Origin of the sequence: Pradoshia eiseniae (assembly GCF_002946355.1) — a bacterium.
GTDB classification, from domain to species: domain Bacteria; phylum Bacillota; class Bacilli; order Bacillales; family Pradoshiaceae; genus Pradoshia; species Pradoshia eiseniae.
This window is the reverse complement of the sequence record NZ_PKOZ01000001.1, coordinates 126,148-141,215: the sequence shown is the minus strand read 5'-3', so window position 1 is coordinate 141,215 and position 15,068 is coordinate 126,148. Positions and strand designations below refer to the sequence as shown.

General features: G+C 43.8%; 15 protein-coding genes and 1 pseudogene. 4 read left to right on the top strand and 12 right to left on the bottom strand.

Annotated features, from left to right (window positions below; translation table 11 throughout):
* Positions 1–3: 3 nt before the first annotated feature.
* Together spoIIP and gpr are read right to left on the bottom strand one after the other, a co-directional pair.
* Positions 4–1,161: a stage II sporulation protein P gene (spoIIP, locus tag CYL18_RS00680; RefSeq protein ID WP_104847548.1), complete on the bottom strand. Its 1,158-nt coding sequence runs from the start codon at positions 1,159–1,161 to the stop codon at positions 4–6.
* Positions 1,162–1,233: 72 nt separating this feature from the next.
* On the bottom strand, positions 1,234–2,337 hold the full coding sequence (gpr, locus tag CYL18_RS00675; RefSeq protein WP_104847547.1) for a GPR endopeptidase: 1,104 nt from the start codon (positions 2,335–2,337) through the stop codon (positions 1,234–1,236).
* A gap of 325 nt (positions 2,338–2,662) precedes the next feature.
* On the opposite strand from gpr, the gene rpsT reads away from it, so the two are divergent.
* Together rpsT and CYL18_RS00665 are read left to right on the top strand one after the other, a co-directional pair.
* The gene (gene rpsT / locus CYL18_RS00670) at positions 2,663–2,929 is read left to right on the top strand and encodes a 30S ribosomal protein S20 (RefSeq protein ID WP_104847546.1); all 267 of its coding nucleotides are present in this window, start codon (positions 2,663–2,665) and stop codon (positions 2,927–2,929) included.
* Positions 2,930–3,130: 201 nt separating this feature from the next.
* The gene (locus CYL18_RS00665) at positions 3,131–4,414 is read left to right on the top strand and encodes a LysM peptidoglycan-binding domain-containing protein (RefSeq protein ID WP_104847545.1); all 1,284 of its coding nucleotides are present in this window, start codon (positions 3,131–3,133) and stop codon (positions 4,412–4,414) included.
* 42 nt (positions 4,415–4,456) lie between these two features.
* Here the strand turns inward: CYL18_RS00665 and holA are convergent, their stop codons facing one another.
* Positions 4,457–5,467 carry a DNA polymerase III subunit delta gene (gene holA, locus CYL18_RS00660; RefSeq protein WP_104847544.1) on the bottom strand — a complete coding sequence of 337 codons (1,011 nt, stop codon included), beginning with the start codon at positions 5,465–5,467 and terminating at the stop codon, positions 4,457–4,459.
* Positions 5,468–5,752: 285 nt separating this feature from the next.
* Between holA and CYL18_RS00655 the strand changes: the two genes are divergently transcribed.
* A complete protein-coding gene (locus CYL18_RS00655; RefSeq protein WP_104847543.1) occupies positions 5,753–5,887 on the top strand; it encodes a YqzM family protein in 135 nt (44 codons plus the stop codon).
* A gap of 68 nt (positions 5,888–5,955) precedes the next feature.
* Here the strand turns inward: CYL18_RS00655 and CYL18_RS00650 are convergent, their stop codons facing one another.
* The 3 genes from CYL18_RS00650 to CYL18_RS00640 form a co-directional block, all read right to left on the bottom strand.
* Positions 5,956–8,250, bottom strand: coding sequence for a DNA internalization-related competence protein ComEC/Rec2 (locus tag CYL18_RS00650; RefSeq protein ID WP_104847542.1), 2,295 nt, complete (start codon positions 8,248–8,250; stop codon positions 5,956–5,958).
* The gene (locus tag CYL18_RS00645; protein ID WP_104847541.1) at positions 8,247–8,822 is read right to left on the bottom strand and encodes a ComE operon protein 2; all 576 of its coding nucleotides are present in this window, start codon (positions 8,820–8,822) and stop codon (positions 8,247–8,249) included. The genes CYL18_RS00650 and CYL18_RS00645 overlap by 4 nt, the downstream gene beginning before the upstream one ends.
* Positions 8,823–8,898: 76 nt before the next feature.
* On the bottom strand, positions 8,899–9,534 hold the full coding sequence (locus tag CYL18_RS00640) for a helix-hairpin-helix domain-containing protein (RefSeq protein ID WP_104847540.1): 636 nt from the start codon (positions 9,532–9,534) through the stop codon (positions 8,899–8,901).
* 94 nt (positions 9,535–9,628) lie between these two features.
* Here CYL18_RS00640 and comER point away from each other — a divergent pair, with 94 nt between their 5' ends.
* The gene (gene comER / locus CYL18_RS00635; protein WP_104847539.1) at positions 9,629–10,459 is read left to right on the top strand and encodes a late competence protein ComER; all 831 of its coding nucleotides are present in this window, start codon (positions 9,629–9,631) and stop codon (positions 10,457–10,459) included.
* A 432-nt stretch (positions 10,460–10,891) separates the two neighbouring features.
* On the opposite strand, the pseudogene CYL18_RS00630 reads toward comER, so the two are convergent.
* From CYL18_RS00630 to yhbY, 6 genes and pseudogenes are all read right to left on the bottom strand, one after another.
* A pseudogene (locus CYL18_RS00630) lies at positions 10,892–12,267 on the bottom strand (alkaline phosphatase).
* Between the two features lie 259 nt (positions 12,268–12,526).
* Positions 12,527–13,270 carry a class I SAM-dependent DNA methyltransferase gene (locus CYL18_RS00625; protein WP_104847538.1) on the bottom strand — a complete coding sequence of 248 codons (744 nt, stop codon included), beginning with the start codon at positions 13,268–13,270 and terminating at the stop codon, positions 12,527–12,529.
* Positions 13,267–13,620 carry a ribosome silencing factor gene (gene rsfS, locus CYL18_RS00620; protein ID WP_104847537.1) on the bottom strand — a complete coding sequence of 118 codons (354 nt, stop codon included), beginning with the start codon at positions 13,618–13,620 and terminating at the stop codon, positions 13,267–13,269. The genes CYL18_RS00625 and rsfS overlap by 4 nt, the downstream gene beginning before the upstream one ends.
* On the bottom strand, positions 13,613–14,191 hold the full coding sequence (gene yqeK, locus CYL18_RS00615; protein ID WP_104847536.1) for a bis(5'-nucleosyl)-tetraphosphatase (symmetrical) YqeK: 579 nt from the start codon (positions 14,189–14,191) through the stop codon (positions 13,613–13,615). The genes rsfS and yqeK overlap by 8 nt, the downstream gene beginning before the upstream one ends.
* Positions 14,184–14,747 (bottom strand): nicotinate-nucleotide adenylyltransferase, encoded by a 564-nt coding sequence (locus CYL18_RS00610; protein ID WP_104847535.1) that lies wholly within the window; start codon positions 14,745–14,747, stop codon positions 14,184–14,186. Before CYL18_RS00610 ends, yqeK begins: the two co-directional genes overlap by 8 nt.
* Before the next feature lie 29 nt (positions 14,748–14,776).
* A complete protein-coding gene (gene yhbY, locus CYL18_RS00605; protein ID WP_104847534.1) occupies positions 14,777–15,067 on the bottom strand; it encodes a ribosome assembly RNA-binding protein YhbY in 291 nt (96 codons plus the stop codon).
* Position 15,068 lies beyond the last annotated feature (1 nt).

Sequence of the window (15,068 nt, the reverse complement as noted above, 5' to 3'; positions counted from 1 at the left end):
TAATCAGTTGCCATCACCCATAACAGCTTCTGCATCAAGTATATGCTCAGACAGCGCTCCAGCGAGAACGTCCATGGAGTGATTCAACTCCTCCATCGTATTGTCCACCCCGCCTGCTTCAACGAGCATAGCGTTTTCGGATAAATCCTGATTAAATTTCCCATTTGTGGAAGCACCTCTCTTCTCGAAAACTCCACGGCTGAGCCCAGGGTATTTATCCGAAATCCGCTTATGAATTTCCTTCGCAAGCTTCAAATTCTTCTCATAGTTCGGGTTCTCTCCCCCGATGATAAAACAAATTTTTGCATAATCCTTCCCATTAATATTAATGGTTGTCACTTTTTTTCTTTGCGAATCTCGATGAACATCAATATAGTAGTGTGTATCTTTTTTTTGCGCTACGGCTGCCTCAATGATTTTCCTAGACTCTGTATAGGAGCTGGCATAACTCAAATTCTTCTTTTGCAACTGGGCATAAACATCCGTTTTGTCGACCTTCGCTCCCACGCCTCTTTCTTCCAAAGCATCCTTCAGTTTATCACCTACAAGCGTAACGTTCACCTTCGAATGGGAAGCCGCATTAGGGTCTGTCACCCCTTTTAATAGAGGAAGATAAGATTCCCGTGTATGAGAGAAATAAATGAATACTTGTTTTTCCTCAGGAGACGCTTTTTTCTCTTCTTTTGAGCCTTCCTCCTTCTCTATTGGGTCAACATCCGAATCCTTTTCAAGCGACTCCGGCAAAGGAGCGGATTCAATCGGCATATTCGTGTAATTTGTCCCTTCGCCCGCAATTAGAATATCCCCATCAAAGAGTGAATAGCCAGGCAATTCTCTGCCAAGCAAGCTTCTTGGGTCATCCAGCGTTATATTCGTCACATATTGAAACAGTTGCTCCCCGATTGTCGGCACCTCACCAGTGGGCAATGTTTGCTGAAAATACACATTTCCTTTAACAAGATGCTTATAAAGAGTCTTACCTGCCATCTGCCTTGTTGCTTCATTTAAGGAATTAGATGAAACGCGATATTCAGGCTTCAAGGCTGTCAGCAGCCCGATCAGCAGAAATAAAATCATCATGGCGCCGGCAAGATAAACGAAAAAACGGATTATGGTGGCTGCTTTCAATGCGATAATCAGATTAGACTTTGTCTGTTTCATGGTTCCACCCTTTCAGAAGCATTCTAGTAAATTGTATGCTCTGATAGAGTTGCTAGAACCCATAGTTTTGATTTAATGCGTATAATAACCGGTATTATCCTGGTTAACCGCTTGGTGAAGGGCTGCATTTAGACCGTTCGCTACCAAATTGGCCATATCCTCAATGAATACATCCACTTCCTTTGGCGTAACCATCAGGTTATGGCCAAGCGGCGAAAGGACCTCATGAATGAGCCTTCTCTTCTCATCCTCCGGCAACGTTCCGATAATTCCAAGAAAGGTTTTTCGTTGCTCCTCCCCCGGCAAATCCTCGTCACTTAGCTTTTTCTTCTCACCAAAGGTCATTCCAGCTGGCGCAAGCGCCCTTGATGGCCGGTCGCCTTCCTTCATTTCTCGGCCAAAATGTTTGAGGATGTAGTCAATCGTGTCAGATGTGATGGTCACAGCGTCCACAACAGTCGGCATACCAACTGAAATAACGGGTACGCCAAGCGTTTCCTTGCTTAGCTCTTTGCGTTTATTGCCCACGCCTGAGCCTGGATGAATGCCCGTATCTGTTAATTGTATCGTCGTATTGACTCGGTCGATCGAACGTGCTGCTAGCGCATCAATGGCAATGATGAAGCCAGGCTTGGTCTTCTCTACAATTCCCTTGATAATATCACTCGTCTCGATTCCGGTCAGTCCCATCACCCCAGGAGAAATCGCGCTGACTGGCCTGAATCCTTCCGAGACAGCTGTAGGCTGATATTCAAACAAATGGCGAGTCACAATTAAATTCTCTATGACTGCCGGCCCGAGCGCATCCGGAGTTACATGCCAATTACCAAGACCCACCACAAGGCAAGAATCATCCGCTGACAGCCCGATCCTCTCCAGAATATACCCAAGCTGCTTAGCAAATACTGCCTCAACTCTTCTTTGCAGCTCCGAATCCTGATCGCGAATCCCTTGCATTTCCATTGTTATATAAAAGCCAGGCTTTTTGCCGACCTCCTTCTCTCCTTCCTCTGTGATTTCCACATAGGAAAGCTCAATACCGTCAATCTCTTTTTCCTTCAGGATAACGCCGGCAATCTTAGAGCTATCTTCTACTTCCTCAATCAGTAATTCCCTTGCCTCTATAGCCAAATCCGTTCGTATGGCATACGATGATAAATCCAATTTCTTATTCAAACTTAAAAAACCCCCTCAATCATTCTTTTCCTATTAGGATTGCCTGATTGAGAGAGTCTCATTCTTTCCGGAAGGAAGAATTGACCGATTGTTAGAGTAAAAATCTGAAGACAATTTTCCATCACTATTCAGAGAACATGCAGCAAAATTTCAATGTAAAGATAAGAAACTTAACAGTAAAAACCTATATTCCGTAAGCATTTTTTATTTTGCTTCATCTTGAGTATTGCATTAAGATATACATTTTGATAGAATATCATATGTTGTGAATGTTAATTGATAAGAATATCGAGTTGACATAATTCGGTTTCTGGAGGTGAAACAAATGGCAAACATCAAATCCGCTATCAAACGCGTTAAAACTAGCGAAGCTGCTAGAGCTCATAATATCGCTCAAAAATCAGCTGTACGTACAAACGTTAAGAAAGTAGAAGCTGCTATCGCATTAAACGATGCAACTGCTGCTAAAGACTCTATCGTAGCTGCTGTTAAAGGACTAGATAAGGCTGCAACTAAAGGCTTAATCAGCAAAAACGCTGCTGCCCGCAAAAAATCTCGTCTAATGAAAAAAGTTAACCAACTTAACGCTTAATAAAACGCACCCTTTATAGGGTCGTTTTTTTATCGCACTGGCCATTGCTCTTTCGGACGTTTGCCTAACCTCCAAAAGCCATGGCCTTTTTCTTTTCCCTCTTTTTCTGCCCTTTTCCCCGCCGTAAACACTTCATAGTATGAACTTCTCCTCCGAATCATATATTGATAAAAAAGATTCGACAGGAAGGGAAGTGAGATTATGCAAATCCATGTTGTCCGACAAGGTGAAAGCATTTATTCGATTGCCCAGGCCTACAATATAAGCGCCAACCAAATTATCTCCTCCAATGCACTTCAGGCACCCAATGAACTTGTTATCGGTCAAGCGCTCGTTATCCCTATCACAGGAAGGTATCACTGGGTGCAGCAAGGCGAAACCCTCTATAGCATAGGGAGAATGTTTGGTGTCTCTCCTGAAAAAATTGCAGATGCAAATAATATTTCCATCAACGAACCCCTTACTGTGGGCTTGAGGCTGTACATCCCACCAAGTTCTAAACGAGATGCCGAATTTAATGCTTACGTTGAGCCCCGAGGATCGGCAGTATCTGAAACCCTGGAAGAAGAGACCCGAATCGCCGCACCTCACTTAACCTATTTATCCCTTTTCAGCTACCAGGTCTTGCGCGACGGCAAGCTAAAAGCACCCTTACTGGATAATTTCCCTACGATTGCGAGCGACAATGGCAATGCGCTCGTTATGGTTGTAACAAATCTTGAGAACGAGGGATTTAGCGGAGATTTGGCAAGCGTCATATTGAATAATGAGAGTCTTCAGGATACATTATTTAACAATATCGCTGAAACGGCGAGGAGAGTCGGCTTTCGTGACATCCACTTCGACTTTGAGAATCTAAAGGCGTCAGACCGCAATGCCTACACCTCTTTCCTAAGGCGAGCAAAAGCTCGTTTTTCCAAGGAAGGCTGGCAGATCTCGATTGCCCTTGCTCCTAAAACGAGCGCCAATCAAAAGGGTTCATGGTATGAAGCACATGATTACAAAGCACAAGGAGCGGTCGTCGATTGGGTTCTCATCATGTCGTACGAATGGGGTTACAGCGGAGGTCCAGCCCAAGCTGTATCACCCATTGGCCCTGTGCGCCGTGTCTTGACTTATGCCATATCAGAGATTCCTTCAAGGAAGGTTATGATGGGACAGAATTTATACGGTTATGATTGGACCCTCCCTTTTGTGAAAGGCTCGATTGCCAAGGCCGTTTCCCCACAGCAAGCCATTGCGCTTGCCAGACAATACAAGGTAGAGATCAAATATGACTATACGGCTCAGGCACCCTTTTTCAAGTATACAGACGAAGATGGACAGCAGCACGAGGTCTGGTTTGAGGATGCCCGCTCCATCCAGGCTAAGTTCAATCTTGTTAAGGAGCTTGACCTGCGCGGTGTTAGCTATTGGAAGCTCGGCCTCTCCTTCCCGCAAAACTGGCTGCTTATTCAGGATAATTTCATCGTCACGAAGATATAAGTAAAGAAGGTACCGCAAGTTTTAAAGCGGTACCTTCTTTATTCATGATTGCAAGATAAATAATTCCAGCTGTATTTCCTTATCTCCTAACCCCGTTTTCATCCGATAATCCAGTTCAGCCAGCTGTCCCAGAACCCGGAGCAGGCTCTTTTCAGAGAAATGATTGATTCGTTTCAGCGCGAGTTTCACCGGATATGGGCTCATCTTCAATTTTGACGCGATTTGCATTTGCCCATAACCTTGAGAGCTAAGCTTCTTAACCTGCAGAATAATGCGGTATTGCCGGGCAATTGCGGCCAAAATTCGAATAGGCTCTTCCTTCTGCATCAATAGCTCCTTATAAAGCTCAACCGCCTTTTTCTTCTGCCCATTCAAAATATAATCTACAAGATCGAATACATTCTGATCGAAATTCTTTGGTACAAGTTTATCGACCATCGCTCCATCAATCACTTGCTCATTGGCTGCATAAAGGGCCAGCTTTTCAAGCTCTGTCGCTGCCATCATTAAATGATTGCCTGTCAAAGCCAGCAGCGCTTCGATACCATCTTGAGAAATTGTCACACCTAGAGACTTAGTATGATTGCCAATCCATTTTGCCAAATCCCTTTCATACAATGGCTTCGATTCAAGTACTGCTGCATTACGCTTCAATTCCTTCGTGATTTTCTTACGCTCGTCCAATTTAGGATACGGTGCAATGAAGACAGCAATTGTCGTTGGGGATGGGTTAGCTAAATAGCCTTCAAGACGTTTCAGATCATGCTCCACCTTTTCTTTTTTGCGCTCAGCTGTCAAAAAGGAGGGATTATGAAGGATGACGACACGGCGCTCTCCCATGAAGGGCAATGTTTCCATCTCCTCAATAGCGACCTCCACCGGTGTCTCCTCTAAATCAATCGTAGCGAGATTAAATTCAGCATCCTCATCTGCCAAAGCATACTCGCAAATGAGCTTCTTTGTCTCTTTAATGAAATACTCTTCTTCTCCATATAACAAATAGACTGGACTGAATCGTCCGCTTTTAATAGAATTCCACAAATCAGTGACCAAAATTATCGCCTCTAACTATAATATGCTTCTTTCATCCTAATCGATAGCAGCCATATTTGACAAGAGGTTGCAGGGAAACCGGAACATTCCGGCCCCCTGAAATATATATTAACGCCTTCCTGCCGGACCCGGGATACCAAACAAGAAAGCGAAAAAGCGCATAAGTATTGACTGATTTCACAGCCTTTCTCCAAATACCCGCAAAGTTTTTATAAAAATATGGTGATTGTGGATTTTTTTAACTATTTGTTCTATAATGGTATAGAGGTCAGGGGGGTGGATTCGATGAACGAGTTTGAAAAGAACGTCCAATCAAAAACGAATGATGTCTCAGATTCCATCGTGGGAGTCACAGTTTCATTCGGATTTTTTGCGACCATGTTTATTATCGCCGTAGTAATCCAATTAATCGGCGGCTAAATCTTTCATATGCAAGTTACCACGGCGGCCCCTAGGCCGTTTTTTTATTGGTCATTCAATGCTTCATACTATGGGGGATAGGTCAAAAGCGTGCCAGTTTCCCCCTCAAAAAATCGATAGCTGATACTCCCTTGCTGATCCGTTCGGTAAATCGATACCTTTGATTCCTCCAGGGTATTGATTACCTCCTGATGCGGGTGGCCAAACCGATTGTTCCTGCCAGCTGAAATCACCGCGATCATCGGGCTCACCGCCTGAATGAACGGCTGTGAACTGGAGTTCTTGCTCCCATGATGCCCCACCTTCAAGATGTCTACATTAACGGATTCTGCCCGGCTCATCAACTCCTCCTCACCGCCATGCCCCAAATCCCCGGTAAAGAGCCAATCGAGACCAGCCATTGATGCCTTAATCACAATCGAGGACTCATTCTTCTCCTCTTCTTTCATTGAAGGATGCAAGATGTGAAACGCAGCTCCCTCTTCACTCCAGCTGACCCCTGCCCTAACCTCCTTAATGGGAATTTGTTGTTTAACGGTCTGCTCAATCGCAGGCAATGCCTTAAAGTTCTCTCTCTGTTCAAAGGGGATCACGAGCTCCCGTACCTGAAAGGACTGCAGAATGACCGCTCCTCCGCCTATATGATCCTGATCAGCATGGGTCACAATGAATTTATCGATACGTTTGATTCCCTTGCTCTTTAAAAAAGGAACAAGGATAGCCTTCCCAGGATCATATTCCACCTCACGCTGTGCCCATTTTTCCTTCTCAAAAACCATGGCCCCACCTGCATCAATCAAGTAAACTCCCTCGTCATAAGGCAGTTTTATCAACGTCGCATCCCCTTGTCCAATATCTGCAAACGTCACCTCGCCCTCACTTGAAAAGCGCGAATGATTGTATTGAAGAAATAGCACACCAACAAGAAGTAGGCCGCTCAGCCATAGCATCCTTGACCTCTGCTCCCAGTGAGCAAGGAACACGAATAACCCAAGAAAAATGACAGCGACAATTGTTAACGAGGGCTTTCCGAATAAAAGGACGGCAAAGGGGATATCAGATATATAATTCGCTCCCCTTTCCGTCAGCTGATATAAGAGGTTCAGAAGAGAGGAAGCAGGTCCTTTCATGAAATCAAACAAAACCAGCCCATACACAACGGCAGTCGCGGGAAATAACAGAAATGTAAACAGGGGAACGAAGAGAAGATTTGAGAGGAAGCCAACGAGGGAAATCTCATAGAAATGATAGACCACAAAAGGCAGGGAGACAGCCTGGCAGATAGCGGTGATAAGAAACAGAAGGGTGAGCCCGTTCTTGTCACGGAGTATGATTGAGGAGAAAACCAATGCATATGTCAGCACGAAAGATAATTGAAAGCCTGCCTGAAAGAGCTGATAAGGATCAAAGATTAAATAAAGGATTAAGCAAATGGCTAAAACCTTATCTCCCCCAAGGCTAATCCCAAACGCCCTCGCAAGAAAGAAGAGCGTCGCCATTGAGGAAGCGCGAATAATGGAAGGAGAGAGACCCGTCATGATGGCATAAAGAGGAATGACTGCTGCAACAGACAAAGCAGCCTGTGAGCGGGACAAACCGAGGCGAATGCACAGATAGAAAAAGAAAACGGCGACAAGGCTTACCTGCGTCCCAGATAAGGCCAGAATATGGACAATACCAAGCTTTTGGAATTGCTCATATAGCTCATGCGGCAGATTAGCCTGTTCTCCAAATATCAATGCCTCCGTAAAGCTTCCAGCTGGTTCAGGATAATAGGAACGAATACGTTTAATCTCCTGCTCCCTTAAACGCGAGAGCTTTGTCACCAATCCGCTATTCCCTTCAACCAGATTGCTCATCTTATCCATTTCGAGAATATAATGAGTACGTTTATAACGAAGATACGTTTGAAAATCAAAGCCATTCTCAATCGTCGGCTTAGGCGGAGAGGTCAATTCTCCTGAAGCCATAAAGCTCATTCCCGAGAGAATCGATCGATCGAGAAAGCGAGCCTCGTCTGAGCTTTTAATCGTGTATGTAACCCATAATTTTTCGCCTGATTCCATTCTGGCAAACCCGCTTAACCGGTCTCCATCTCTTGAAGGCATCCCTGTGAATTGCAGGCTAAAAACAGTTTCTTTCCCGCTTAATGCACTCACATTCATTCGATCTATGATCAATACATACGTTGCAAATAGGACAAAAAAGATAAAGAGGAACGTGCAATATCGTAAAGGGAAACGCGAGAATACGAAGAGGAAATAAAAGAGGATAGTGAATATTAGATAAGAGTTAAGATATAGAGAGGCTGTAACGGCAAACACGGCCGTTACAGCCAGATGGTGCATGAACCGTGTGTTCATGCTTGTTGCTGTGCCGGGAATAGCTCAGCAGCCTTTTGCATGTACATCGCAATCTCCTGCTCTGAAATCCCCGATTCTCTGAGTTTATCAATCAATTCTGAAACAAGATTAGCCTTCCCGGTGTCATGAAAATCTATCCATTTCGGGTCGACGATAACCTGTACCACCCTCACACCAGCCTGCTCAAACAACTCTTCCGCATAGGGATGATTCTTGTATGCCTCGGCATAGTAAATCGTCTTAATACCCGCTTGAATTAATGCCTTACAGCATTGAAGACAAGGAAAATGCGTCACATAGATCTCGGCCCCATCAACAGGCACACCGAATTTAGCGCATTGCAGCAATGCGTTCATCTCCGCATGAATGGTGCGCACGCAGTGATTGTCAATGACATAGCATCCTTCATCCACACAGTGGACACCGCCAGCAATTGAGCCATTATATCCCCCGGCAATGATTCGGTTATCGCGCACAATGCTCGCGCCTACCATTAATCTTGTGCATGTACTGCGCAAAGCCAGCAAATGGCTTTGCGCCATAAAATATTGTTCCCAGGATATACGCTCCATGTATGTTCCCCTCTTTCTTCTGTATTGCTTACAATTTAACAAGAAAACATAGCCACAGACAAGTCCTATTATTTTTCTAGCTTGAAATAAGGTCTTTTAACTTTTCATATGTTTTTTCACCTATCCCGCTCACAAGCTTTAGGTCCTCAATCGTTTTAAATGAGCCTAGTTCATCCCTTTTCGCGATAATGGCCGCCGCTTTACTCGGACCGATACCTGGCAGCTCCTGCAATTCCTCAAGCGTAGCCTTATTAATGTCAATCAAGGCTCCCTCTTTCCCTCCTCCACTCATTCCGTCTGCTGCCGCTTGAACCGCCTGCGTTTCCTCTCCTACTATAGGAATATAAACGACCATTTCATCCTCAACCAGCTGCGCCATATTAACTTGTGTACTATCGGCGGCTTCGCTTAGGCCTCCTGCCATCCCAATAACATCTGTAACTCTGTCCCCTTGTTTGAATTCGTAAACACCTGGCTTTTGGACCGCCCCTTTAATATCCACCTTAAGTATCGATGGCTCTTCTTTTTCTGCCTTTTCATCTTTTGCAGAAGGTATAATCTCCTCAACTTGTGCCCATTGTTCTTTTTCATTCTTATTCTGAGCTTTTTCATCTGTCTGGTTGTAAAAGAAAAAAATCAAGCCCATCAAAAGAGCTGCTCCCAATAGGAGTTTTTTGTGTTTTTGCCAAATTTCAGCGAGCTGTTCATTCATATCATTCACCTGCCGATTCATATAATGACTATATTTGCATATATTTTGATAAGAAATAATGGATAGGGCCTATTCATTTAGGAGGAGATGAATCATGATTACCGGCATCATCGGGACGGGGAATATGGGGACCATTTTGATTGAGAGCCTGATCACATCGGGTTTTTTGAATCAGAATCGATTAATCATTAACAATCGGACCCACGTTAAAGCGGAGTGTTTGAAGGAAAAGTATCCAGGCATCCACGTTGCCCAATCAAGTGTTGAAATAGCGAAAAGCGCAAATCTGATTTTCATTTGTGTTAAACCTCATGAAATACATCCATTGATTGAAATCATGGAGCCGCATTTAACGGCCGAGCAATGCCTTGTCACCATAACCAGCCCTCTTTCGCCTAAACAGCTTGAGAGAATGGTCCCGTGTTCCTGCGCACGGCTCATTCCATCTATTACGAACCGGGCACAATCGGGAGCCTCCATTCTTACATTCGGGGAATCCTGCAAAGAGGAGTGGCGGGCGCATCTGCATCAATTGGCTGAAAGCTTTTCAAGACCATTACAAATCGAGACTCAATATACAAGAGTGACATCTGATATCGTCAGCTGCGGACCTGCCTTCTTCAGTTACCTTGCAAGAAGTTTCATTGATGCGGCCGTTCTGCATACAGGAATAAACCAAGAGCAGGCCACTGAGCTGACGCAATCCATGCTTATCGGCCTTGGCGAGTTATTAAATCAGCAATACTTCACGCTGCCGGCCCTTCAGGAAAAGGTATGTGTAAAAGGCGGGATTACGGGAGAAGGCATTAAAGTGCTTGATAAGGAGTTAGAGGGGGTTTTCAAACGATTATTCGAAGCGACAGAAAAGAAATTTGAGGAGGACTTGGGAGAGATTGAGGAGCAGTTCGGTGTGACTTACTATTAAATTTTATTCCATAAAAAATCCGGATATCCTTCTTTAGAATAAAATTTTTTCAAAGCGGCTATTTTTTAGCCGTTTTTCTATGAACAAAAAGTCGGGCTCGGACATAACTTATAAACAATCCTGAAACACGAACGATATCTAAATCATAATAGTCTTCATTTCTTTTGAATGAGTTAGGTTAATAAGCAAGTTCGTTCCATTCCGCTTGCGGCCACCTCGCTTTCCGCGGGGAGGAAGCAGAGCCTCCTCGGCTACGCCTGCGGGGTCTCAGCCTTTCCTCTATTTCCCGCAGGAGTCGAGTAGCCGAAGTGAAATTCCACTAATTATTCATAATGATATACAGAATGAACAAATCTATTGAAAACAAAAATCAAAAACTGAACTATCAGACGAAATATTGATTAAAATACGTATTTCCCAGCCCTATAAATATTACTTCTTTTTTCGCAAGATATCGAAAATAATCTTCGCGTGATCCGTATTATCAATCAGCCCCGCAAAGCGTGTGTGCATCGGCCCGTAGGCATATACTCCAACACTTCTCCTGTATGGCCTGATGTGGTCCATCCGGAATTTGATCGCGCATTATAAATTTCCTCAATAGCATTATCCACAACTTCTGCATCGATAACACCATCAACAGGCTGCGCAGCCTGACTAACGGAGTTAATCTCATCTTCAGTCAAAACCAGCCCGCTAAATTCATTTAAGGTTTCCTCTACTCCGGCGCCATTGGCAATTTCTTCAGCCATGTAATCCGGGGTACGTTCAGCATTCTGAACAGGCTCAGCAAACCAATTATACTGGCCATTCGCACCCATAGTGAAGCCTCCTGTTGAATGGTCAGCCGTCATAACAACCAACGTTTCTTTATCTTTTTTGGCAAAATCAATCACCGTCTGGAAAGCCTGTTCGAAATCCTCCATTTCACTCATTGTTGCGACAATATCATTGTCATGTGCTCCCCAATCGATCTGGGAACCTTCAATCATTAGGAAAAAGCCGTTTTTATTGCTGTTCAATCTTTTTAAGGCTGATTCTGTCATCTCTTTTAAGGAAGGAATAGCCGATGTCCTGTCAATCATCTTCGGCAGACCTTCATCCGCAAACAGTCCGATTACCTGCTTATCTTTATTCTTTAGCATCCCTTGCTTGTCCGTCACGAGGCTATAACCATCTTCTTGGAATTCGGTTACCAGGTTTCTTTCCTCTCTCTCAAAATAAGAGCGTCCCCCGCCGAGCAAGACATCTATTTTATGTTTCCCGCGTATAAGTTCATCATAATAATCATCTGCTATTTGGGGCATATTGCTTCTCGATTCGTCATGCGCTCCAAATGCAGCTGGTGATGCATGTGTCAACTCTGAAGTAGCTACAAGCCCTGTTGCTTTCCCTTTGCTCTTTGCCTCCTCCAGTACGGTTTTTACTTCTTTCCCATTATTATCAACGGATATTGCTGCATTATAGGTCTTAACACCAGTAGCCATGGCTGTAGCAGCTGATGCTGAGTCTGTAATATTTTGATCTGGATCATCTGCATAGGTTGTCTGCATTCCAACTAAATGGCCATCAAATGCAGTAGCTTCTACCTTTTTTGTTGATAAATCATCTTTCATATATCGGTGAGCGGACATGACTTGATTGCCCATGCCATCGCCAATCATGAATATAATATTTTTCACTTTCGGCTGTGAGGCCTCAACGTTTTCCTGCTTATCGCTACCCAAGGTACCAGCAGTTAATCCAAACAATAGAACGAACGCCACTATGACAAACCACCCTTTAAACCGAACCTGTTTACGAAACATCCTATCCCTCCCAAAGTATAATAATAGAATCTACCCTTATTTTAATCCACTTTTTACCAATTATTTGGTTAATAAATGATTAAAAATTAGATATTTATATTAAGTAAACAAATAAACGATGACATTAACAGTCATTTATCCCTATTCATAATTACAATTATTTCTATAATATTCCAAAAGCCTGGGCCATTAACACAATAAAAAGACTATCCCTATATGCCACGAATCACCGACATATAGGATAGTCTTTACAATTACTTTATTTCATTCTGCACACAAAGAAAATTCTCTCTGCTGTATCAAGCGGAGATTCACGGAAGTCCCCAATGACCTCTAAGCAATCGAATCCGCTCTCATCCAGCCATTTCAAATAATCTTCAACTGGGTATGTACGCTGCTCATGGTCCTCATCAAATCGAACATAAGCATCCGACGGTTCGTCATACATGAAAAAGGTGAGCTCATGCTGAACACTATATGGTTTCTCGCCTTTCCAGGCATTCCAAATAAAGCTGACGTCATCACCGTTATCTGCATAAACTTGATCATTAAATAATGTTTCCATCTTGTGGAGGGAATGAACATCAAATAGGAACAACCCTTCCTTCTTTAGATGCCCGCTTACTGCAGCAAATGTCTTCTTGATATCTTCTCCCCCATCCAGATAGTTAAGGGAATCACAGAAAATCAAGACCAAATCATGCTGTCCCAGACCAGAAAGCTCTCTCATATCCTGATGGAAATACGGAATCTGAACGGCCGCCTCCGAGGCTTTTGCCATGGCAACCTCAAGCATTTCTTCCGAGAGGTCCACACCTGTTACCTCAAAGCCTTCTCTACAGAGACGTGTCGCCAATTCACCTGTACCGCAGCCGACATCAAGAATGCTCCGCCCGCTTAATGAGTATTTCTCTGCAATTTCTTTGACAAAATCCACCCAATCTTCGTAAGGAGCATCTTTCATCAAATTATCGTAGAAATAGGCGAAATTCTGATAGCTCATATATTCAGTTCCTGCGCAGTCAATGAAGGGGCATCTCCCCATAAGCGCTCAAGCTTATAGTATGAGCGATCGTCCTTATGGAAAATATGAGCGACAACATCACCCATGTCTACCAATACCCAGCGCGCTTCATCAAAGCCTTCCATCTTGCGCACGTCAAATCCTGCTTCTTCCACTTTTTCTTTCATTTCACGGGCAATGGCCTGAACCTGCTTATCAGAATTACCATGGCAAATAATAAAGTAATCAGATACAAGTGAAATGCCTTTCATATCAAGCACGATCATATCTTCTGCTCGTTTATCATCAGCAGCTTTCGCCGCTATCTGCAATAATTCTTTTTCATTCATTTCTATGTCCTCCCTTGTGCATGGCAAAATCATTATAGGCATGGAAGGTATCCGGATAGATAGTCTGCTGTTTTGACATTAAAAAGGCAATCGTGTTGGCTATCGCTTTCATCACTGCCTCATCCAAACTCCGTGCGGCAAGCTCCCTCACTTCATCTACTCCCGGGAAACTTCTCCCTGGCTCTATATAATCTGCTAAATAAATCACTTTCTCCAATTCCGTCATTTGTGCACGGCCAGAAGTGTGATAGCGGATGGCAGATAAAATCTCCTCATCCTCCACTCCCGCTTCCCTTCGAACGAGCACTGCTCCCACAGGAGCATGCCATAGCTCGGTGTTAGCCGTCAGCAAATCAGCTGGCAAACCATCATCCTTAATGATTTGCTCCATCTCATCCAATGGACGATACTTGGCATAATCATGGTAGATGGCGGCAAGCTCTGCTTTATCTTCATCCACTCCATACCGGTGTGCCAGCTCTTTGGCGCTTTGTACCACACCAAGCGTATGGATATAGCGTTTCTCCGGCAATTGCTGTTTGACTAATTCAAGCGCTTTTGTTTTATCCATATAAATGATTCTCCTCAATATATAGCTTGACCTCTTCAGTCACTAAATATTTGATGGATTTCCCTTCTCTAATCTTCGACCGAATAAGAGAAGAGGAAATAGAGATTTCAGGAATTTCTGCCATTGTGACGGGATAATTGGTCTCTTCCCGATAACCAGGCCTTTTCACACCCGTAAAATGTACGAGACTCGCCAGTTCATCAACCTGTTTCCATTTCGGGAGATATTCAATCATGTCCGCCCCAATAATGAAATACCATTCTGCAGAAGGTTCTCTTTCCTTCAAAAGCTTAATCGTATCAATCGTATAGGATAGACCTTCCCTTTCCCATTCAATCGTATCGATTTGAAAGTATGGATTCCCCTTAATAGATCGCTCAAGCATGTCCAGCCGTTCCTGATTTGTCGTTGATGTCTTGGCCTTATGGGGAGGGAGGTTATTCGGGAGAAAACGTATTTCATCCAGCCTGAGTGCATCCCGAATTCCTTCCGCCACGATTAAATGGCCCATATGAGGCGGGTCGAATGTTCCGCCTAAAATGCCAACTCTCTTCATGGTTATCCACCCTTCTTTAACACGAATTATTAAGGCAGAGTGATTTGTTTGTTTTCCCTTGATTCTTTATACAGCACAATCGTGTTACCAATGATTTGTACAAGCTCTGCACGAGCACCCTTTGAAAGCTCTGCTGCAACCGTGTCACGGTCTTCCTCGCAGTTTTGCAAAATACTTACCTTAATCAGCTCTCTTACTTCAAGCGCTTCTCCAATCTGCTTGATCATATTTTCATTTACGCCGCCTTTTCCTACTTGGAAAATCGGTTGAAGTGAATGCGCTTTAGAACGCAAGAATCTTTTTTGTTTACCTGTTAACATG